Source organism: Devosia yakushimensis (assembly GCF_030159855.1).
Classification (GTDB): domain Bacteria; phylum Pseudomonadota; class Alphaproteobacteria; order Rhizobiales; family Devosiaceae; genus Devosia; species Devosia yakushimensis.
On record NZ_BSNG01000001.1, the window covers coordinates 611,137 to 630,613 of the forward strand.

19 protein-coding genes are annotated in these 19,477 nt (G+C 63.4%); 5 read left to right on the forward strand and 14 right to left on the reverse strand.

Going from position 1 to position 19,477, the window contains the following annotated elements; genetic code table 11:
- Window positions 1-68: 68 nt before the first annotated feature.
- The 3 genes from QQL79_RS02865 to QQL79_RS02875 form a co-directional block, all read right to left on the reverse strand.
- Window positions 69-797 carry an SH3 domain-containing protein gene (locus QQL79_RS02865; protein ID WP_284387720.1) on the reverse strand — a complete coding sequence of 243 codons (729 nt, stop codon included), beginning with the start codon at window positions 795-797 and terminating at the stop codon, window positions 69-71.
- 83 nt (window positions 798-880) lie between these two features.
- Entirely contained in the window at window positions 881-1,267 is a 387-nt protein-coding gene (locus tag QQL79_RS02870) for an acyl-CoA thioesterase (RefSeq protein WP_284387722.1), read from the reverse strand.
- The gene (locus tag QQL79_RS02875) at window positions 1,257-1,862 is read right to left on the reverse strand and encodes a thymidine kinase (RefSeq protein WP_284387724.1); all 606 of its coding nucleotides are present in this window, start codon (window positions 1,860-1,862) and stop codon (window positions 1,257-1,259) included. Before QQL79_RS02875 ends, QQL79_RS02870 begins: the two co-directional genes overlap by 11 nt.
- A 370-nt stretch (window positions 1,863-2,232) precedes the next feature.
- On the opposite strand from QQL79_RS02875, the gene QQL79_RS02880 reads away from it, so the two are divergent.
- A complete protein-coding gene (locus QQL79_RS02880) occupies window positions 2,233-2,622 on the forward strand; it encodes a DUF2147 domain-containing protein (RefSeq protein WP_284387727.1) in 390 nt (129 codons plus the stop codon).
- Window positions 2,623-2,773: 151 nt separating this feature from the next.
- Here the strand turns inward: QQL79_RS02880 and QQL79_RS02885 are convergent, their stop codons facing one another.
- Together QQL79_RS02885 and QQL79_RS02890 are read right to left on the reverse strand one after the other, a co-directional pair.
- A complete protein-coding gene (locus tag QQL79_RS02885) occupies window positions 2,774-3,997 on the reverse strand; it encodes an aminotransferase class V-fold PLP-dependent enzyme (protein WP_284387729.1) in 1,224 nt (407 codons plus the stop codon).
- 235 nt (window positions 3,998-4,232) lie between these two features.
- On the reverse strand, window positions 4,233-4,859 hold the full coding sequence (locus QQL79_RS02890) for a Spy/CpxP family protein refolding chaperone (RefSeq protein ID WP_284387734.1): 627 nt from the start codon (window positions 4,857-4,859) through the stop codon (window positions 4,233-4,235).
- A gap of 133 nt (window positions 4,860-4,992) precedes the next feature.
- Between QQL79_RS02890 and QQL79_RS02895 the strand changes: the two genes are divergently transcribed.
- Window positions 4,993-5,382 carry a GNAT family N-acetyltransferase gene (locus QQL79_RS02895; RefSeq protein ID WP_284387737.1) on the forward strand — a complete coding sequence of 130 codons (390 nt, stop codon included), beginning with the start codon at window positions 4,993-4,995 and terminating at the stop codon, window positions 5,380-5,382.
- 243 nt (window positions 5,383-5,625) lie between these two features.
- Here QQL79_RS02895 and QQL79_RS02900 read toward each other — a convergent pair whose 3' ends face one another.
- From QQL79_RS02900 to QQL79_RS02920, 5 genes are all read right to left on the reverse strand, one after another.
- Window positions 5,626-7,029, reverse strand: coding sequence for a CehA/McbA family metallohydrolase (locus tag QQL79_RS02900; RefSeq protein ID WP_284387739.1), 1,404 nt, complete (start codon window positions 7,027-7,029; stop codon window positions 5,626-5,628).
- Window positions 7,026-8,138, reverse strand: a complete 1,113-nt coding sequence (locus QQL79_RS02905; RefSeq protein ID WP_284387741.1) for an ABC transporter ATP-binding protein — start codon at window positions 8,136-8,138, stop codon at window positions 7,026-7,028. The genes QQL79_RS02900 and QQL79_RS02905 overlap by 4 nt, the downstream gene beginning before the upstream one ends.
- Before the next feature lie 12 nt (window positions 8,139-8,150).
- Complete coding sequence (locus QQL79_RS02910; RefSeq protein WP_284387742.1) at window positions 8,151-8,981, reverse strand: carbohydrate ABC transporter permease; 831 nt, start codon at window positions 8,979-8,981, stop codon at window positions 8,151-8,153.
- 3 nt (window positions 8,982-8,984) lie between these two features.
- Window positions 8,985-9,920 (reverse strand): carbohydrate ABC transporter permease, encoded by a 936-nt coding sequence (locus QQL79_RS02915; RefSeq protein WP_284387744.1) that lies wholly within the window; start codon window positions 9,918-9,920, stop codon window positions 8,985-8,987.
- Window positions 9,921-10,132: 212 nt separating this feature from the next.
- Window positions 10,133-11,482, reverse strand: a complete 1,350-nt coding sequence (locus tag QQL79_RS02920; RefSeq protein ID WP_284387746.1) for an extracellular solute-binding protein — start codon at window positions 11,480-11,482, stop codon at window positions 10,133-10,135.
- A gap of 308 nt (window positions 11,483-11,790) precedes the next feature.
- Here QQL79_RS02920 and QQL79_RS02925 point away from each other — a divergent pair, with 308 nt between their 5' ends.
- The 3 genes from QQL79_RS02925 (at window position 11,791) to QQL79_RS02935 (ending at window position 15,528) form a co-directional block, all read left to right on the forward strand.
- Complete coding sequence (locus QQL79_RS02925) at window positions 11,791-12,840, forward strand: LacI family DNA-binding transcriptional regulator (protein WP_284387748.1); 1,050 nt, start codon at window positions 11,791-11,793, stop codon at window positions 12,838-12,840.
- Between the two features lie 10 nt (window positions 12,841-12,850).
- Window positions 12,851-14,764, forward strand: a complete 1,914-nt coding sequence (locus QQL79_RS02930; protein WP_284387749.1) for a DUF5054 domain-containing protein — start codon at window positions 12,851-12,853, stop codon at window positions 14,762-14,764.
- A gap of 65 nt (window positions 14,765-14,829) precedes the next feature.
- A complete protein-coding gene (locus tag QQL79_RS02935; protein WP_284387751.1) occupies window positions 14,830-15,528 on the forward strand; it encodes a YoaK family protein in 699 nt (232 codons plus the stop codon).
- On the opposite strand, the gene QQL79_RS02940 is transcribed toward QQL79_RS02935, so the two are convergent.
- The 4 genes from QQL79_RS02940 to QQL79_RS02955 all read right to left on the reverse strand — a co-directional run bounded on the left by QQL79_RS02940 (window position 15,520) and on the right by QQL79_RS02955 (window position 19,239).
- Window positions 15,520-16,302: a TatD family hydrolase gene (locus tag QQL79_RS02940; protein ID WP_284387754.1), complete on the reverse strand. Its 783-nt coding sequence runs from the start codon at window positions 16,300-16,302 to the stop codon at window positions 15,520-15,522. The two genes, QQL79_RS02935 and QQL79_RS02940, sit on opposite strands and share 9 nt — an antisense overlap.
- A 249-nt stretch (window positions 16,303-16,551) precedes the next feature.
- The gene (gene kdgD, locus QQL79_RS02945; RefSeq protein ID WP_284387756.1) at window positions 16,552-17,454 is read right to left on the reverse strand and encodes a 5-dehydro-4-deoxyglucarate dehydratase; all 903 of its coding nucleotides are present in this window, start codon (window positions 17,452-17,454) and stop codon (window positions 16,552-16,554) included.
- 27 nt (window positions 17,455-17,481) lie between these two features.
- A complete protein-coding gene (locus QQL79_RS02950) occupies window positions 17,482-18,456 on the reverse strand; it encodes a mannonate dehydratase (protein WP_284387757.1) in 975 nt (324 codons plus the stop codon).
- Between the two features lie 63 nt (window positions 18,457-18,519).
- Complete coding sequence (locus QQL79_RS02955) at window positions 18,520-19,239, reverse strand: FadR/GntR family transcriptional regulator (protein WP_284387759.1); 720 nt, start codon at window positions 19,237-19,239, stop codon at window positions 18,520-18,522.
- Window positions 19,240-19,477: the final 238 nt, after the last annotated feature.

The following is a 19,477-nucleotide window of genomic DNA, read 5'->3' on the forward strand; positions in this document are numbered from 1 at the left end:
GATGCAGAGCATCCCTCCCCATTATGGGGGAGGGATCAAGGGCGCAAATACGGCCTTTGGTAGCCGGCTTAGTACACGTCGACCGAGGAGGCCTGGCGGTCGAGGCGGCCGGGCAGGCGGGGGGTATCGGAACGGAGCGTGATGCAGGCGCCGTACTGGAACTGGTCGGAGCAGAGGTCGACGCGGGCGCCGCCGAAGACTTCGACCGAGCGGATATTGTCATTCCAGCCGCGGGGCAGGCGATCCATGGTCTCGCCCTGGTCGAGGCAGAAGCTCTGGCCGCGCATATTGCGCTCGCTATAGAAGCAGGCGCCGGCATCTTCATAAACGGGCGGCTGCGGCTGCGGACGCGGCGGGCGCGGGGGCTGCGGCCAGCCGGGATTGCCCGGATTCCAGCCACCGCCGGGGTTGCCCGGCCACGGATTGCCGGGGTTGCCCGGCCAGGGGTTGCCAGGATTGCCGGGCCAGGGATTGCCGGGAATGGGCTCGGGCAGCGGAACCGGCTGCGGCTCGGTGGGGCGCGGGGGCTTGGGATTCATCGATACGCCGCCGGTGGAAATATAGGCGGCCGAGACCCAGCCGGAGATGCGGCCGTAACTGACCTGGCACCAGCCGCTACTGTCGCATTGCGCATCGACCCGGGTGCCGGCCTGCAGCACGTCGAGCACGGCGGTCTGCTGGCTGGGGCCGGAGCGGACATTGACATTGGTGGTGACGGTTGCCGGCGCGGCAAAGGCCGCGCTTGCCGCGGTGACAACGGCTATGGCGGTGAAAATGGCGAGGCGGAAGGACTTCATTTTTGCTCCCCGGAGTGCCGCCAATCGGCGGTTGATGACGCTCAATAACCATTATCGAGGTGAACGCGGGCTGAACGATGGCGTCAGGTTGGAATTGGCCGCTTCTGGCCGTCCTCGCCCAGCGAAACATAAACGAAGCGGCCCTCGGTGACCTTGACGCGATCGTCGAGCCGGTTGCGGCGGGCCCAGGCCTCGATGCCGATGGTGATCGAAGTGGTGCCGACGCGTTCGACAGTCGTATAGACGCAGAGAATATCGCCCACCTTGACGGGCGCGATGAAGGTCATGGCTTCGACGGCCACCGTGACAACGCGCCCCTGGGCCCGCTCGACCGCGGCGATGGCGCCGGCAATATCCATCTGGCTCATCACCCAGCCGCCGAAAATATCGCCGGCGGGATTGGTATCGGCCGGCATGGCCAGGGTGCGGATGGTGAGAGCGCCCTTGGGCTCGGTCTGGTCAGCGTTCATGTTCAGGTCCTTTCACGGGCCAGCGGCCAACCGCTTCTTCCCAATGCTTGCGGCAGAGAGAAACATAAACCGATTTTTCAATCGAGACCTGATCGCCATCGGTGAGGACGCGGCCTGAAATATCCTGGCGCACTACCATGGTGGCCTTGGCGCCGCATTCGCAGATGGTGCGGATTTCGCGCAGCACATCGGCAATGGCCAGCAATTGCATGGAGCCGGGAAAGAGCTTGCCGCGGAAATCGGTGCGCAGGCCAAAGCACATGACGGGCACCTTGAGCCGGTCGGCGACGCGCGCCAGCTGCCACACCTGTTCAGCGGTCAGGAACTGGGCTTCGTCGACGAAGACGCAATCGACCTTGGCCTCGTCGATATGCTCGCGAATGGCGAGATAGAGATCGTCATCGGCGGAATAGAGTTCGGCCGGCTCGGCAATGCCGATGCGCGAGCTGATGAGGCCGATGCCATTTTCGGCATAGAGCGCGGAGGTATAGAGCAGCGGCCGCATGCCGCGTTCGCGGTAATTATAGGCAGCTTGCAGCAGCAGGGTCGATTTGCCCGCATTCATTGCCGCGTAGGAAAAATAGAGCTTGGCCATGCGGGATGCGGGGGGACTCAGTGTTGCGCAGGGGACAGCACAAGCCAATAGACCGGAACAGGGCCGGCTAGAAGCCTTGCCGGCGGCGTTCAACAGCTCATTGCGGGCCGACGAAAAAAGAGGCCGCCCGAGGGCGGCCAAAAATGCCGATCTGATCGGCGGAGCCGGGGTTGGCGGCCGGGCTCCAAATGGCCGGGCGCGACGTTGGGGACGTGGGGCGCGGCAGTCCGGGCTGCATGGGGGATCGCCGGGACAAGGCAGAGGCTAGCGGCCTTCTATGACGTGGGCGTGACACGATTTGTTCAGCGCGAGTTCAGTTTGCCGCAAGCAAACTGAAGCACTATCTAGCGGTCAGAACCGGAGAATTGGCATGAAGATCATGGCTCGCGCATTGGCCGCAATGGCATTGGTTCTGGCGGCGAGCCTGCCGGTGCTGGCCTCGCCCGAGGGGTTGTGGGAAATCGAGAGCGGGGATTCGCGCTACAAGGTCACGCTATGCGGCGACGGCACCCAGCTTTGCGCGGAACTTGTCTGGCTGGGCAATGGCGCCGACAATGCCGAGAACCTGCCCTATCTCAATACGCTCCTGATCGACCGGGCGCCGCAGACCGCGGCCAACGAATGGAAGGGCACGCTGCACCTTTACGGCCAGCAGGCCGGCGGCACGATTACCCAGACGAGCGACACCTCCATCTCGCTGCAGGGGTGCTTCATGTTCGTCGTCTGCCGGACCTATCAGATGTATCGGATCGGTGATTGAGGATTGTGGCCGTCGAGGTGCATCAAGAAGCGCGGTGCCTCCCTCGGGCCCGACCCCAGGGCCACTCGCCGCTTGTGCCGGGTTGAGAGAGGCCCTCGGGTCAAGCCCGAGGGAGGCGCGGTGGGTGGGCGAGTATTGAAGCCGGCCTGCCTTACGGCAGTTCCGCATCCAGTGCGGCGATCAACTGGGTGATTTCCTCGGGCGTGGTGTAGTGCACGAAGGAGAGGCGGAGGACGCCGTGGTTGGGGTCGACGCCGAGGGCTTCGAGCAGGTGGACGGCGTAGAAATTGCCGCCGCTGGCCATGACGCCGTGTTTGGCGAGACGGGCGGCGACAGCAGCGCCGGGCTCGGACAGGATCAGCGAAATGGTGGGGGCGCGGCTTTCGGCGTCGTCGGGGCCGACGAGGCGGACATTGTTCTTGCCGCGCAGGTAATCGAGCAGCGGCTGGACCAGGGCGATTTCCTGGCTCCGCATGGCCTTTCGGGCGCGAGCGAAGGGGTTGCCGGTGCCGCCGGAGATGTCAGCCACGGTCTCGAAGTAGTCGACAATGGCGCCGACGGCGGCGATCTGGGCGTGGTCGGGGCCAGCGGGGGTCAGGCGATAGCGCAGCTTGGTGTCGTTGAAATAATGGCCCTGATTGGGCAGGTCCAGCGCCAGTGAGGGCCGGATGGCCATGACGCCGAGATGGGGGCCATAAACCTTGTAGGCGGAGAAGAGATAGATATCGGCGCCGAGTTCATTGAGGTCGGGTAGGCCATGGGGGGCGTAGCTCACCCCATCTATGGCGGTGACAGCGCCCACGGCATGGGCGCGGGCCGAGATTTCGGCGATAGGATTGATCTCGCCGACGATGTTGGAGCAATGCGGGGCGGCGACGAGACGCACCTTGGCGTCGAGGATGGCGTCGAGGCCGGCCAGATCGAGGCGGCCGGTTTGCGGATCGACCTGCCATTCACGCACTTCGATGCCGCGCGCGGCGAGACGCCGCCAATTGCCGGTATTGGCTTCGTGATCCTGATTGGTGACCACAATGGCATCGCCGGGCTTGAGCCAGGCGCCGAAGGCATTGGCCAGCACATAGGTATTGGCGGAGGTGGAGGGGCCGAAATGGATCCAGTCGGGATCGACATTGAAGGCCTGGGCAATGCGCTCATAGCTGCGGTTCATCGCGTCGCCCGCCGCGATGGAGGCGGGGTAGACGCCATAGGGCTGGACCTTGGTGGCGCGGTAGAAATGCTCGAGCGTGTCGAGCACGGCGCGGGCCGTATAGGAGCCCCCGGCATTTTCGAAAAAGGCCTGACCGGCAAGGGAGGGTTCGGCAAAGGCGGGGAAATGCGCCCGAATGCGCGCGGGGTCGAGGGGCAGGGCGGTCATTACATCATCCAAACAAAACTCAGAGATTGGTAGTGGATGATTGGACAAATGCAAGCCCCGGCCATTGCGGGCCGGGGCTTGTGCGGGTCCGGGGAGGGTCGGCCGGATGATCCGCAATGACGGTGCTGCCACAGGAGGTATAGGCAGCGCCGGAGGGAATTTTGGAGGGCCCGGATGACCCGAAGATCAGGCTCTTAACACCCTCCCAACCTCCCCACGGAGGGGGGTGCCTGGTTCAGCCGTTGGTTGGCGCGGGCAGGGCCGGCTGGGCGGCGTCGGGGCCGGGATGGCGCGGACCGCCGGGCTTGCCGGACCAGTTGGGGCGCTCGCCGCGCTCCGGCGCCAGCGCCTGGCGCTGCTCGTCGGTAAGGCTATCGAAGAAGGCGGTGACCGAGGGTTTTACGGCTTCGAGTGCGGAGAGCTGCGCGGTGACGACGGCGATGCGGGTATCGAGGCGGGCCGTGACATCGGGACGCTCGGCGCCTTCGGCGGGACGAGCTGCCTTGGCGGCGGTTTCAAAATTTTCGGCGGCGGCCAGGATTGATGACTTCATGGCGTCGAACAGGGGCTGCTGCTCGGCAGTGAGTTCGATGCGATGGCTGAGGCGAACCAGGCCGATTTCGGCGGCTTCCGCGCCGCGTTCGAAATTGAGGAAGCCGCCACCATTGCGGATTTCCATATGGCGCGGGCCAAAGCCGGGGAACTGGCCCGGGCGCTGGAAGCGGTTATGGCCGGGATTGTCCTTCTGCGCTTCGGCAGCCAGAGGGGCAGGGGTTTGCTGGGCGAAGGAAGGGGCGACAGAGGTCAGGCCGAGGGCGGCAGTCACGAGGGCCACAATGGCGGTCCGGGAGAGCGTCTTCATGGAGGTTTACGTCCTTTTGCATGGGACCGGGTCGTCCGGTATGGAAAGGACCATAGGGCAGGCAAACTCTTCCCGACCTTGCGGCGGCATGAAGACTTGGTCAGGTTGGTAAGGTGCAGCGGGGAGACGGCGAATGGTTGAGATTGTCGACGATCCCTTTCCGGGTATTGAGGCGCTGAACACGCTGTGGCTGAGCGCGTGGAACGGCCCCGTGGCGCCGGGCTATGGCAAGGTGCTGGAGCGGAGCCTGGCGCATGTCGGGGCCTATGAGGCGGGCGTGCTGGTGGGCTTTGTCAATGTGGCCTGGGATGGCGGCGCGCATGCCTTTGTGCTCGATACGTCGGTGCACAGGGAGCATCAGCGGAAGGGTATTGCGACGGCGCTGGTGGCGCGGGCGGCGGAGCTGGCCGAGGCACGGGGCGCGGAATGGCTACATGTGGATTTTGAAGCGCATCTGGAGGGGTTTTATCGGGGCTGCGGGTTCCGGGGGACTGCGGCGGGGTTGATGCGGTTGGGGGAGTGAGGCTCTAAGTCCTCGCCATCCACGGTGTCATTCCCGCGAAAGCGGGAACCTCTGTTTCGGGATACTGGAGAAGAAAACGGAGGTTCCCGCTTTCGCGGGAATGACATTGTGGGGGAGCGGGCATCCAAGCATAGGTGGGCGCAGTACCCCTCACCCTCGAAAATCCGCTGAACGCGGATTTTCTATCCCTCTCCCTCAAGGGGCGAGGGGAAGAGGGGCTCATGCAGGCCCCGCAGCAAGCCTCTAGCGCGTTAGATAGACCGGATTGCTCAGCGCCCGTCTTATCGGTTGCTGAGTGAGGTCGCTGCCCTTGAGCTGCCAGGGTAGTTCGCGATTTTCCAGGGTAGCGGTGAAGTCGGCGATGAGGCTTTCGCGGCTGGCCTGGGCGATGATTTCGGCGCGGATGAAGGTTTTTGCGTCGGACAGGGGCAGTTCGGCCCGCCAGTCGTCATCGGGAATCGTGACTTCGGCCAGGGGGCCATTGGCATCGATCCAGAGCAGGCGGTCGCCGGCGGCGCCGCGGATATTTGCCGTGGTCGTGGCTGCCCCATTGACTGTTGAGCCCATGGGATGGCCATCGACGGTGATGGAGAGATGCGGGCCGGTTGGGCTTTCGGTGATGTAGCCGTGACCCGCTTTCATGGCGGCGAGGACGGCGTCTTCGGAGAGTTCGTCCAGCCAGAGGACTGTCGTGGGGCGGGCGAGGACGAGCGGGCCTTCGGGCAGGAGGCGGTCGGGCTGGTGATAGTCGGAGCCGCCGATGGCAGAGATGCGCAGGCCGGCGGCCAGGCGGCGCTGGTAGCGCTCGAGGGAAATCCAGTTCCAGGCCAGCCAGGTGGATTGCCAGACTTCCATGCAGTCGATTTCGGGCAGCTCATAATCCCAGGGGATGGTGGGCTTGTCGTGATTGATCGAAAGCAGGCCGCCTTTGTCGTGCACCGACTGGGCCAGAATGTGGGCATCGGACGGCTGGGTCATGCGGAAATCGATCCAGTCATCGACGCCAAAGACATTGGCATGGCCGACTGCCGTGGTGATTTCCATGGCGCGCACGAAGACCAGATCGGGGCTGGAATGGGGGTGGAAATAGCGGCGCTGGGTGATGGTGTTGTGGTCGGCAATGGCGAGGAAATCGAGGCCGGCCTGTTTGGCCGCAGCGTGGAGCAGTTCGGGGGCGCCTTTGGCGTCGGAATGGTAGGTGTGGCAGTGCAGGTCGCCCTTGTACCAGCCGGGTTCGCGGCGGATGGGGAAGGTGCGGGCGGGCTGTGGCGCGAGGGGGCGGGCGGCGCTGTCGAGAGTGATGGTGACGGAGGCCTGGGTGCCCGTTTCGGGGATTTTGTAGAGGCCCAGAATGACGTTCCAGCGGCCGGGCGGGATATCGCCATGGATATAGCCCGGCGTGGCGTCGTCTGTGGCGATGAAAAAATGGTCGCGCGCGCCGCCGCTCCAGCCGCGGAAGCCTTCTGCTGTGGGATAGCCGGTATCGCTGGAGTCGAAGGCGCCGAGGTCGATGATGCAGTCTTCGGCCTTGGGATAGGCGAGGGTGACGTCGATGCGCGTGGTGCCGGCGGGGACGTCGAAGGGGATGTAGAAATAGGGATTTTTTGACTGGTCGGCGCGGGTGATGGGGGTGGTGATTGTGGTCACAGCGGCTGTTCCCCGTCCGCCGGAATGCGCGCCCCGGTGCTGTCGAAGAGGTGGATGTGCTCGGGCGAGAAGCTGAGCACCACCGCCTCGCTCAGCGTGATGTGGTCATCCGTGAAGATGCGGGCGGTGAGGCGGGAGGTGTCGGGGCGTTCGATGGTGACGAGGCTTTCGGGGCCCATGTTTTCGTTGGCGAAAAGGGTGCCGAAAATGGTGTTGGCGAGGCCCGGATTAGCGATGGCGAGGTGTTCGGGGCGGATGCCGAGGGTGAGGTTTTTGTCCTTGGCGAGGGCGGCCGCGATGCCGGAGGACATGGGGAGTGACGACAAGGTCAGGCCATCGGCCTTGAGCTGCAATTGGCCGTCGCCATGGCTCGCTTCCACGGGCACCAGATTCATGGGCGGATTGCCGACGAAATTGGCGACGAAGGTGGTGGCCGGCCGGCGGTAGATTTCGATGGGTGGGGCATATTGCACGATGCGGCCCTGGTCCATCACGGCGATCCTTGTGGCGAGCGCCATGGCTTCGGCCTGATCGTGGGTGACGTAAACGGCGGTCATGCCCATGTCGCGTTGCAGGTGATTGAGGAAGCCGCGGGCTTCCAGCCGCAGCTTGGCGTCGAGATTGGAAAGCGGTTCATCGAACAGATAGACGCGGGAGGGATAGACCAGCGCGCGGGCGAGTGAAGTGCGCTGCTGCTGGCCGCCGGAAATCTGGCTGGGGAGGCGATCCATGAGATGGCCGATCTTGAGCACATCGGCCACTTCCTTGGCGCGGCCGTGACGCTTCTGGATGGGTTCGCCACGCACCTTGAGCGGATAGGCGATATTGTCGGCCAGGTTCATATGCGGATAGAGCGCATAATCCTGAAACACCATGGAAATCTGGCGGTCCTTGGGGTGCAGATTGGTGACATCGTCGCCCCCGATCAGCACCCGGCCACTGCTGGGGGTTTCGAGGCCCGCGATCATGCGCAGGCTGGTGGTCTTGCCGCAGCCGGAGGGGCCGAGCAGGCACACGAATTCACCATCGCCAATGGCAAAGCTGACATCGGAAACGGCGTTGAAGGCGCCAAAGCTCTTGGTGACGTTTTTGAATTCGACTGAAGCCATGAAATGGGAGCCCTAGGCTTTGATGCCGCCGAAGAACCGGAAGCCGAACTTCCAGCTGACGAACAGGTAGAGAATGATGACGGGGAGCGAATAGATCAGCGAATAGGCGGCAAGGAGCGTGACGGTGGGCGTGCCGGCTTCTGAATAGAAGGAATAGATGGCGACCGAGGCCGGCATCAGCTTGTCGCTGCGCAGCAGGATGAAGGGGATGAGGAAGCTGCCCCAGATGTTCACGAACGCCCAGACCACGACGACCACAATGCCGGGGCGGATGACCGGCAAAGCGACATCGAAAAATGCCTGGACGGGGGAGGCGCCGGCGACCATGGCGCTTTCCTCGTAGGATTTGGGGATGGAATCGATGAAGTCGCGCAGGATGAACATGGCGGTGGGCAGGAGCCCGCCGGCGAAGGTGAGGATGACGGCCAGGTGGCTATCGATCAGCCCCATGGCCGAGACAATGAGGAAGATCGGCACCATGGCGGCCGAGCCTGACACGACCGAGGAAAACAGCAGCAGGATATAGGTGACGGCGCCTTTGCCGGGGATGGAGGAGCGGCTGAGGGCATAGGCGGCCAGCGTTGCGGCTGCGCCGACGAGGATGACGCCGCCGATGGACTGGATCAGGCTGTTCCACAGCGCCTGCATGGCAAAGTTGTTCTGGAACACGGTCATGAAATTGGACAGCGTCCAGGGATCGGGGATGGTAACGCCCAATTCGGCCCGTGCGTTGAAGGGGGCGAAGATGAACCAGATCAGCGGTAGCGCGAAAATGGCGCCGATCAACGCGGCGAGGGCTGAGAAGGCGATGCGGCCGGCAAAGGCGGGGAAGGTGAGTTTCATGTCTCAAGCCCTCTTCTTGCGGCCGATGGTGAGATAGATCAGCGCGAAAGCCAGATTGATCAGCATGATGATGACGCCGACCGCCGCGCCCTTGCCAAATTCGAAATCGCGGAAGGCTACCCGGTAATTGTAAATCGAGAGCAATTCGGTGCGGTAGGAGGGCCCGCCATTGGTCAGCAGGAAGGGGGTGAAGGTGTTGAAGGTCCACATGGTGATCAGGATCAGATCGGTCACCACATGACCCCGGATGAGGGGCAGGGCGATATCCTTGAACTTTTGCCAGGAGGAGGCGCCGGCCACGTCGGCCGCCTGGAAATAGCTGGGCGGGATCGAGGAAAAGGCCGAGTTGAACAGCATCATGGAGAAGGCGGCGCCGCGCCAGGTATTGAACACCACGATGACCCAGAAGGGCTGTTGCAGCAGGAAATCGCCCTTGGGCAGGCCGACGCTCCCCAGGATCGCATTGAGCGTGCCCTGATCGCGATCGAGGAAAGCGAACCAGGCAAAGCCGATCACCACTTCGGGCAGAATCCAGGCGGCGATGACGAAGGTTTCGGTGAGGCGCTTGATCCAGGGCGGCACGGTCTGGATCAGCCAGGCGAGCAATAGGCCGAGCAGGGCCTGGCCGATCAGCGCCGAGGCCAGCACGAATTGGGTGGTGAGGATAAGCGAGAAGCCGAACTGGCCGCGCTGGAAGAAATTGGAGGGGTCGAACAGCGCGAAGTAATTGGCGAGGCCAACAAATTCGGGATTGAGCGCGGTGCGGCCGAGCAGGGTGCGGTTGGTGAAGGATACGAAGATCACCCAGAAGAAGGGGATGATCACGAAGAGCGCGACGAGAATTCCAGCCGGAGTGAGGAAGACGGCGCCGGCGCGGTTGGAGAGCAGGGCGAAGCGGCGGGCGGGTTTGGGTTCCGGTGTCGTTGGTTCAGCCGTCATGCCGTTTTCCTGATTTCGTCCAGTATGCGGTGTATTCCGGCGTAGGCCGGAATCCATGCTGTGTTCCCTCCTCAAGCTGGATGGCGTGGATGGCCTTCAGCATGGATTCCGGCCTACGCCGGAATGACACTGTGGGAGGAGAGCTTGGAGCCTCTCCTCCGCACCCGATGTCCCGTGGGACACCGGGCGGCTCGGGGAGGAACCTCTTGCCGTCAGAGCAGGCTGACGGTGTTTTCTTCACCGACGATGCGGATGACCGCGTCGCGATACTGGGCCATGGCATCTTCGGGCGAGAGTTCGCCCGAGACGACGCTTTCCGTCATGCGCTGGATTTCGGCCGAGACCGCGTTGTAATCGGGATCGTTCGGGCGGGCGGTGGTGATCGGCAACAGTTCCTGGCTGGATTGGGTCAGGAAGGGGCTGTTGGGGATCGGCACATCGGTACGCGCGGTGATGCGCGGCTGGATCGCCTGGAAGGCCTCGAGCTGGGCGGGCTCGTTCATGAAGGAGAGCAGGGCCCAGGCTTCCTTGGGGGTGTCGGTGGCCGGATTGAGCACGAAGCCCGTGCCGCCCGAAATGGTGACGAAATCCTGGCCGCGAATGCCCTTGCCGGGTTCCTCGGCGGGAATCTTGACCCAGCCCATGACATTGTCACGGTCGGCCACGGCGAATTCGGAGCCTTCGGGGGTGACCGAGCGGTAGAAATAATCGCCCTCGAACAGCAGCGCCGTCACGCCATCGCGGAAATTGGCGAAGGAGCGGTTGCGGCCATCGGCCAGCAATTGCGCGCGGGCATCGCCGAGCTGCTCATCGACATAGATGGTCTTGTAGAGGTTGAGCGTGTCCAGAATACCCTGGCTGCCCACGATCCATTTGCCGTTCTCGTCGAGCACGGTTTCGCCCGTGCCCAGCAACGCCAGCCAATAGCCCTGCATGGTGGTGGCTTCGCCCATGGCGACGCCGGCATTGAGCTGGATGGGGAAGCTGTCAGGCTTGACCTTCTTGATGGCGCGGGCGGCATCGAGGATTTCGGTCCAGGATTTGGGCTGCCAGGTTTCGGCGTCGATGCCGGCTTCGGTCAGCATGTCCTTGCGGGTGTAGAGCATGCGCACGTCGGTGCCGAGCGGAATGCCGTAATATTTGTCCTGATAGAGCATCAGGGCGCGCGAGCCTTCCGACAGGGCGGCCCAGCCGGACCAGTCATCGACTTCGGCTCCGGCCACTTCATTGAGGGGCTTGAGCAGGCCGCCTTCGACGAAGCTGGGGATCAGGAAGCCGTCAAATGCGGTGACGTCGGGACCGGCGCCGGTGGAGAAATCGAGGGCCAATTGCTGGGTGAGCTGAGCGTCTTCACCGCCAAACTGGTTGAGCGTGACCTTGGTATCCGCATTGGCCGCTTCGAAGGCGGGAATGACGCTGTTCTGAATCCACTCGGCAGTGCCGCTATTGACGCCGCCAATGACGCAGCGGCAGGTGATCTCGAGGTCGACGGCGAAAGCCGGACCGGCCATTGCAGTAGCGCCGACAAGGCCAAAGGCCAGGGCGCGCAGACGATTGCTCATCGCAAAAACCTCCCATGTATTGGCTCCGGATTGGTCCGGTAGCCGGTGTTGGTTCGTGGCCCCCGGCGCTGACCGGTATAGGCACGAACCCATCAACAATGAACACGTTTTCACTGCTCGTCAATGCGCGGCATTTGACTGGACAGGACGAGGCAGAAACGTGCCGGGGCATGGTGAGCATGTTTTGCAAAGGTTGCGTGACAAAGTGCGTGGATTTCGGTTGCGCGGAAAAAAGCCTCGTGCTTGACAGTGCCGCAGGCGAGAGCCAGTGTTTTGAACACGATTTCATAAACGTGTGGGAGGATTGTTTGAGCGATAGCGGGGCGCCCGCGCGGGAGCGTGCGACGGCACAGATGGTGGCGCAGCGGGCCAAGGTCTCGCGGGTCGCCGTGTCACGCGCCTTCAATCCCCATACCTCGCTCAAGCCGGAAAAGCGCGAGCTGATCCTCCGAATCGCGCAGGAGCTGAATTACACGCCGGACCGGGCGGCGCGGGCGCTGGTCAGCGGGCGCTCGCATCTGGTGGGCGTCATCGTGCCCGATGTCTGCAGCCCCTGGGAAAGCCAGGAAATCGACGCGCTGACCACGGCGCTGCAGAACGAGGGCTTTGCCACGCTGCTGTTCAAGACCCAGACCGATATGAGCATGGACGAGACGCTGCTGACCTATATGAAGGGCTTCAATCCGGACTCGGTCATCGCCTTTGTCGAGAATATCAAGCCGGCCATATTGGCGCGCGTGCTGGGGCGCGCGGTGCCGATCTATGTGCATTATCCGCTCGAAGGGCAGCCCGAAACGGGTGTGTTGGCCGCCGATAAGACGCTGCATGACCGGCTCAATATCCTGCAGCGCAATGGCATGGAACAGGCGGTGGCGCTGGTGCAGGGCTATGGCGCCAAGCGCATCGCCTATCTTTCCGGCCTGCCGCGATCGCTGGCGAGCGTCGCGCGCGAGCAGACCCTGCGCCGTGTGATGGCCGAGCGGGGGCTGGGCGAACCGCAGGTATTCGCGGGCGATTTTACCTATGACACGGCCTATGCGGCGACCGTCGATCTGTTCCGCGTGGGGCAGGGGGCGGATGCCATTTTTGCCGCCAACGATGTGGGCGCCTTCGGGGTGATCGATGCGTTGCGGCATGAATTCGGGCTGCGTGTGCCGCAGGACGTCAAGGTGGTCGGGTTCGACGATATCGAGCAATCGCACTGGAAGAGCTACAGTCTCACCACGGTCAAGATCGACCTGGCTGAGCGGGTGCGGGCGCTGGTGCGGCTGATCCTGCGGCGGCTCAACGATCCGGATGCGCCCGCCTTCGAAGAAACCCTGCAAACAAGGCTGGTCGTGCGCGGCACGGTTGGCTGATCGGATTTTCATGACCAACAAGCGCATCCATCTGGTCTTCAAGACCCATCTCGATATCGGCTTTACCGACCATGCCGCCCGCGTGCGGCGGCAATATCATGAGCAGTTCATTCCGCAGGCCATCGCCACGGGCGAGCATTTTTATGCGGAGAATCCCGCGCGGCCTGGCTTCATCTGGACCACTGGCGCATGGCTGATCTGGGATCATCTCAATAGCCAGGATGGTGAGCGGGTCAGGCGGCTGGAGCGGGCTATCGAGCGGGGGCTGATTGCGTGGCATGCGCTGCCGTTTACGACCCATACCGAGCTGATGTCGCCGGCGGTGTTCCGGGCGGGACTGAGCTATGGGCAGGAATTGGACAGGCGATTTGGCAAGTCTACGATCGCGGCCAAGATGACCGATGTGCCGGGGCATACGCTGGGCATGGTGCCGCTTTTGGCTGAGGCGGGCGTCAAATTCCTGCATCTGGGGGTGAATACGGCGAGCCCGGTACCCGACGTGCCGCCGATTTTCCGCTGGTGGGCGCCGGATGGGTCGGAAGTGGTGGTGATGTACCAGGCCTCCTATGGGGAGACGGACTTTCCGGCGGGTGACGATATCGGGCTGAGCTTTGCCCATACTAACGACAATATCGGGCCGCAAAGCGTGGGGCAGACGATGGAGGCGGTGCGGGCGCTGGGGCATGCGCAGCCGGGCGCGGAGATCGTGGCGTCGACGCTGGATGCTTTCGGGGCCGCCATGTGGGAGCGGCGCGACAGCTTTCCGGCGGTGACGGAGGAGATCGGCGATAGCTGGATCCATGGCGCGGGGAGCGATCCCGGCAAGATTGCGCGGTTCCGGGCCTTGCAGCGGCTCTATGATGGCTTTGAAGCAGAGCTGACGCCGGAGCGGTTGGCCTTCGGGCGTGGGCTCGCCATGGTGGCCGAACATACCTGGGGCGTCGATATCAAGACCTATCTGCGGGACGAGAAGGCGTGGGACCGGCCGGCTTTTGAGGCGGCGCGCAAAGGCGATTATCGCTTTGCTTATGCCGAGCAGTCCTGGGCCGAGCAGCGGGACTATCTCGATGCGGCGGTGGCGGCTTTGGGTCCGGAGGATCGGGCGCTGGCTGAGGGTGCGGAGTGGGAGCCGGATCTGCCGGGGGCGCTGGCGGCTGGGCATGAGCTGAGCGATGGCGGTTGGGTGGTGACGCTTGATCCCCAGACCGGCGACATTGCGCGGATTGTTTCGCCTGCTGGCGTGGTCATTGAGGGTGCTGGTGGTTCGCTGTTGGGCTATCGCTATGAGACCTATGACTGGGCCGAGTTGCAGCGGCATCTCGACAGCTATCTGCAGCACCGGCTGGAATGGGCCATTCTCGACCATGACAAGCCCGGCCTGGCGCAGGCGAAGACTGCACTGACGCAGAGTTTCGCGCCGCGTTTCAAGGGCGTCGCGGGGAAGACCGCACTGGCGGAAATGCCGGCGCTGGCGCATGAGACGCTGGGCGCGCCGCCGCGGATCGAGCTGGCTTTCCGCGCGCTGGACGAGCGGCAGCTGGAGATTGCGCTGGTGCTGCGTGACAAGCCGGCCAATCGCATGCCCGAAGCCAGTTTCCTCGCCTTCACGCCAGAGGATACCAGCCATTGGGCCCTGCGCAAGATGGGGCTGTGGCAGGATGCGGCCGCTATCGTCGAACGCGGCGGCGGGCAATTGCAGGCTGTCGAGGCAATGCGGGCGGTGGTTGGGGCAACACCCATTTCGGTGCAGCTTCTCGATAGTGCGCTCGTGGCTCCGGCGACGGCGCCTTTCATGCCGTTCCAGCCGCAAAGGCCGGATTTCGCCGGTGGCTTCCGCGTCAACCTGCACAACAATAAATGGGGCACCAATTTCCCCATGTGGTGCGAGGGAACGATTGTCAGCCGGTTGGTGCTCTCAATCTAGAGCGGGGCCTCTGGACTTTCCCCGGGCGTCCGGCCAACCCTAGGACAGTGACTGGGGGACTTGGCATGTTGGTGCATGAGGGCGAGGAGCGGACGGCGGCCATCGATATCCGGCTGGCCGCCATGCTGTCGGCGATAGCGGGCGGCCTCAATACGGCGGGCTTTCATGCCGTGGGCTATTTCTCGGCGAATATGACGGGCAATGTCTCGGCGCTGTCGGATTATCTGGGGCTGGGCAATCTCTGGCTGGCGGCGCTGTTTGGCTCGATTGTGGTGGCCTTTATCCTGGGCGCCTTCTTTTCCGGGCTGTTGATCGAAGTGGGCCGGCAGCGCGGCATCAGGGCTATCTATGCCTATAGCATCGCGGCGGAAGGCGGGTTGCTGGTGGCGCTTGGCGTGGCGGACCTGTTCATTGCCGCCGTGCATAGCAGTTCCTTCGTCATTCTGGGCCTGAGCTTCCTGATGGGGCTGCAGAATGCCGCCACGACGCGGATTTCCAGCGCTCGCGTGCGCACGACCCATGTTTCCGGCATGGCCACCGATATTGGGCTGGGGCTCGCGGCCCTGTTCAACAAAGGGGGCGCCAGCGCGGAGGTGTTGCACCGCCTGCGCCTTCATTGCACGACCATTCTGGCCTTTTTCCTCGGGGGGATAGCGGGCGTGGTGGCCTATCAGGCTGTGGGTGGGGTGATGCTGCTGATTTCGGCGGCGCTGTTGTTGCTGATCTCGATTCCCGAAGTGCTCAAGGCCCGGGCCTCAGTCTGACCGCCTTGCCTTGGTGAAGAGGCGATAGAAGTTCTCGCTGGTCTGCTGGCCTATCGTTGCCAGATCGGTGTGGCGGAGATCGGCCAGCAATTGCGCAGTGTGGATGATGAGGGCTGGCTCGTTGCGTTCGTCCTGGTGGGGGACGGGGGCGAGGGAGGGGGCGTCGGTTTCGACCAGGAGGCGATCGGCAGGCGCGGCTGCGGCGATCTGGCGGGAGGTCTCGTTTTCGGGAAAGGTCAGCAGGCCCCCGAAGGAGAGGTAGGCGCCTAGGGACAGCGCGGTTTCGGCTAGTTGCGGGCCGCCGGAAAAGGCGTGCATCAGGATGGGGAAGCCTCCCTTGCGGCTTTCCTCGGTGAGGATTTGGGCCATGGCGTCGTCCTGGCGGACGGAGTGGATCACCAGCGGCAATTGGGTCTGGCGAGCGGCATGGATATGGGCGCGGAAGACGTCGATCTGCGCGTCCCAGGAGGCATTGCCGAAGAAAGTGTCGAGGCCGGCTTCGCCGATGCCGATGACTTTGGGGTGCGCCGTCTGGGCGACGAGTTCGGCGGTGGTGACGTCGCGTTCTTCGTCGGCGAAATGGGGCAGGGTGCCCACGGTGCAATAGACATTGTCGTATTGCTCGGCCACGGCCAGGACGCGGGCGAATTGGCGGACGCGGATGCCGATGGTGAGAAAGGCATCGACGCCGGCCGCGGTGGCGCGGGCGAGGATGGCGTCGCGGTCCGGGTTGAACTCGTCGAAATCGAGGTGGCAGTGGCTATCGATCAGCACGGGGAGTCCTATCCGGCGGTGGTGCGGGATAGGTAGCATGGGCGCTGGTGATAGGGCAGGGCGTTGGGAGGATTTCGGGTATGCGGGGAGCCACGATCTGCCTCCCTCCCCCTTGAGGGGAGGGATTGAGGGTGGGGGTTCTGAGCTTTCCATCGGCATGGAGTTCATGGTGGGCGCAGAACCCCCACCCTAGCCCTCCCCTCAAGGGGGAGGGGACGGATCGGGGCTCTCTGGCCCCGATCGTAAAGATCAGATATTCGCGTCGACCAAGGCCTTGAGCTGGGCCAGTTCCTCACCCGTCAGGTTGACCAGGGGCGGACGTACCGGGCCGGCTTTGCGGCCGCGGACTTCGAGGCCCGCCTTGATGATCGAGACGGCATAGCCCTTGCGGCGGTTGCGCAGGGTGGTGAGGGGGAAGAAGAAGTCCTTGAGGATGCCGTCAGTGGTCTTGGTGTCGCCGGCGCGCAGGGCTTTATAGAAGCGCTGGGCCAGTTCGGGGACGAAGTTGAACACGGCCGAGGAATAGGTGGTGACGCCGGCGGCGAAATAGGCGGTGGCGTAGAGTTCATGCGTCGGCATGCCGCCAATATAGGTCAGGCGGTCGCCCAGCTTGGTGGTGATTTCGATGACGCGGTCGACCTCGCCATAGCCATCCTTGAAGCCAATCAGGTTGGGGCACTGATCGCACAGCTTTTGCAGGCTATCGGCGGTGAGCACGATATTGTCGCGGTTATAGACCACGACGCCGATGCCCACGGCATCGCAGACCGCCTTGACGTGGGCAACGAGCCCTTCCTGCTCGGAGAACATCAGATAGGGCGGCAACAGCAGCACGCCATCAGCGCCGGCGGCTTCGGCAGCCTTGGCCATTTCCACGGCCATGGCGGTGCCATAGCCGGCGCCACCCAGGATCGGGGTCTTGCCGGCCGTGGTCTTGGCGATCTTGGTGACGTGGGCGACTTCGGCCGGGGTCAGCGAGAACAATTCGCCCGTGCCCCCCGGAGCGAACAGCACGGCAGCGCCGAACCCGTCGAGCCAATCGATATGGGTGCGATAGGCATCCTCATCGATGGTGAGGTCGGCATTGAACGTGGTGACGGGGAAGGAGAGCAGGCCGCTGCCGAGCGCCACTTTGAGTTCGCTGGGAGTCATGGAAGAGAAGTCCTCTGAATACGGGAATTAATAGGTGTCGAGCGCCTGCAGCAGCGCGGCGGTGTAGCCATAGCAATAGGCAAAGGCGACGCCCTGCGGATCGCGGCCATCAATGGTGGGGACGTGGTCGGGCATGACCATGTATTGGTAGCCCACTTCCTTGTAGACCTTGAGCGAGCGGGCCATGTCCATGTCGCCTTCATCGGGGAAGGTTTCCATGAAGGACAGCTTGTGGCCGCGAATATTGCGGAAATGCAGGTTGAAAATCTTGTTCCGGCTGCCGAACCAGCGGATCACGTCGTCGATTTCCTCGCGCGGATTGTCGAGCATTTCCCCGACCGTGCCCTGGCAGAAATTGAGGCCGTGATAGGGGCTTTCATGCAGGGTGACGAACTTCTTGAGCCCTTCGACCGTGCCGAGCACGCGGGTGACGCCCTTATAGCCGGGCGGGGTATAGGGGTCGTGCGGGTGGCAGGCGAGGCGGATCTTGTTGGATTCGGCGACGGGCACGACGCGGGAGAGGAAATAGTCGATCCGTTCCCAGTTTTCCTCTTCCGACAGCACGCCGGCAAGGCCCGGCGCAGCCTTCTGGTCGGTCTTGTCCCAGCGGAAGGAGGCATTGCGCGAGCCGCCGCGGCCCAATTCGTCGGGGGTGCGCGGAATGCCGATGAGATTGAGATTGTATTTGGCGGCGGGAATGCCGGCCGCGGCCAGGTTCTCGATCAGCTGGCAGATGGCGTCGAGCTGGCGATCGCGCTCGGGGCCGGCCAGCAGGATATCGGGATAGGTCGCCGTCTCGATGGGGCTCGAGGGCAGGGGGAGCTGGATCATGTCCAGAATCAGATCGAAGCTTTCGACCTTGTCGCGCAGGCGCTTGAGGTCATCGAGCGTCCAGGTGCCGAGCTTGGTCTCGGGATCGGCGCAGATGTGCTTGATGCCGAGCTGCGCCCAGACGCGATAATCGTCGTCGTCACGGGCGGCGAGCTGAGTTCCTACATACATGACATACTCCCCATTTCATCAATGAGGTATGACATAATATGAATTTTGAAGTCTGTCGAGCGATTAGCGCGCCAGCCGGCGATATCGTTTCTGGCTGTTGAGCAAATGCTCGCGCATGGCGGCGCGAGCGCCATCGGGGTCCTGGTCGGCAATGGCGTCGATGATGCGGGCGTGCTCGGCGATGACGCCGTTGAGATAGTCGACATCGCTGGCATCGGGCAGGGTCGGGAACTGGCCGCGCGGAATCGAACGGGGGCCGAAGCCGGTCATCGAGTCGATGTAATAGTGATTATTGGTGGCCCGCGCGATGGCCAGGTGAAAGGCGAAATCGGCCTCCACCGTAGGGGCGCCGGCATGGATATTGGCGGCCATGTGCTGGTTGGCGTCGCGAATCGCTTCTTCCTGCTGGGGTGAGCGGCGATAGGCGGAGATGGCGGCGGCCTCAACTTCGATGGCGAGGCGGAATTCCAGTAATTCCAGGGTTTCCGGGATACTTTTGAGCTCGCCCGGGGTGAGGTGGAGCTGCCGCCCGCTCGCCTGGGGCTCGGCCACGAAAATGCCCTTGCCCTGAACGGGGGTGACCAGGCCCGCTGCGCGCAATTCGGCAATGGCCTCGCGCACGACGGTACGGCTGACGCCGAATTCGAGCTCGAGCTGGATTTCGGTGGGGAGCTGGTCGCCAATGCCCAGGTCGCCGGTGACGATACGGTCACGCAGGGTGTCGATGACGGCCTGGGCCAGCCGTTGCCTTCGGCGGGTCGTGCTCTTGCCGTCGCTGTTCATTGCGTCCCCCTTGCTCGTCATTGAGCCGTGATTCCAAGCGGCTTGCCAGCCTTCATCACATAAAGTAAGTCATATGACGAGATACCAATGACGTCTTAGCGCCAAAGGTACCAATGCCGGAGGAAAAATGGAACTGTTTTCGATTCGATTGGGCGTGGACGCTGCCCGGTCGGTATTTCCACATCCGACGGCCGCGCCTGGCAGGCTTGCCAGGCCGTATGCCATCTGAAACAGAGCG